The sequence below is a fragment of the Vibrio sp. Vb1026 genome (assembly GCF_033338745.1).
Classification (GTDB): Bacteria; Pseudomonadota; Gammaproteobacteria; order Enterobacterales; family Vibrionaceae; genus Vibrio; species Vibrio alginolyticus.
In genome coordinates, this window is sequence record NZ_JAWOTH010000178.1 from 1 (window position 1) to 1087 (window position 1087).

The window sequence follows — 1087 nt, forward strand, 5'->3', positions numbered from 1 at the left end:
TTTTGGGGCCAAATGGTTGTGGTAAGTCGACCACTATTCGTGTGCTCACCGGCCTTCTCAGCCCAAGCGAAGGCAGTGTGGATGTGCTTGGATTAGAAATCCCAAAACAATCCGAACAACTGCGGCTCAAAATTGGCTACATGACACAAAAGTTCTCGTTGTACGACGACCTATCCGTTCAAGAAAACCTCGAATTTATTGGGCAAATTTTTGGTTTAAGCAGCAAGTCGCTGAAAGAGCGGATAGAAGAGCAGCTCACCACTTACGGGTTGGATCAATTGCGCAAACAGCGCGTAAGCGGCATGAGTGGCGGTCAAAAGCAGCGCCTTTCACTCGCCGCGGCGACCATGCACAAACCCGAACTGCTATTTTTGGATGAGCCGACATCCGCCGTTGACCCCGAAAATCGACGCGATTTTTGGGAGCAGTTGTTCGACTTGTGCGATCAAGGTACGACGATTTTGGTCACCACGCATTACATGGACGAAGCGGAACGCTGCCACCGTCTGGCGATCATGGAATCGGGCGAAATTCGTGCCGATGGCGAACCCGAACAGTTAATGGAACAGATGGGCGTTAATATCATTGAGGTGAAAGCCGACAAACTTCGTGAACTCAAAGAAAAGCTGATTCAACGTGACGAAGTTCGCTCTGCGGCGCAGTTGGGGATTCGTTTACGCATCCTTATCCACCAGCATGTCGAGCAGCCGATTGAATGGTTAAAGCAGACGTTTCCTGAACTTCAAAACGCTGAAATGAACCACGCTCGCCCAAGCTTAGAAGATGTTTTTGTCAGCGTGACAGGGAAAGGCCGCCAATGATGAAATCTATCGCTCGCATGAAAGCCGTCATGATCAAAGAGATTCGCCAACTTTCCCGTGACCGAATCACGTTTGGCATGGTGGTGATGATCCCGCTTATCCAGCTTTTGCTGTTCGGCTTCGCAATCAATACGGACATTCGCAACATTCCGGTAGGTGTTGTCGACCAAAGTGGCAGTACCGCCGGGCGGATCATTACCCAGTCCGTCAAAGTCACTCAAGTGGTGGATATCAAAGAAACCTATGCCACCGCGCAAGAGGCTGAA

The 1087-nt window shown here is 50.3% G+C and carries 1 protein-coding gene and 1 pseudogene; both read left to right on the forward strand.

Going from position 1 to position 1087, the window contains the following annotated elements:
- The coding region (locus R7E47_RS25115; RefSeq protein ID WP_318085510.1) for an ABC transporter ATP-binding protein at positions 1–821 on the forward strand (821 nt) is incomplete at its 5' end.
- Positions 821–1087, forward strand: a pseudogene (locus tag R7E47_RS25120) (ABC transporter permease); the annotation flags it as partial. The gene R7E47_RS25115 and the pseudogene R7E47_RS25120, both read left to right, overlap by 1 nt.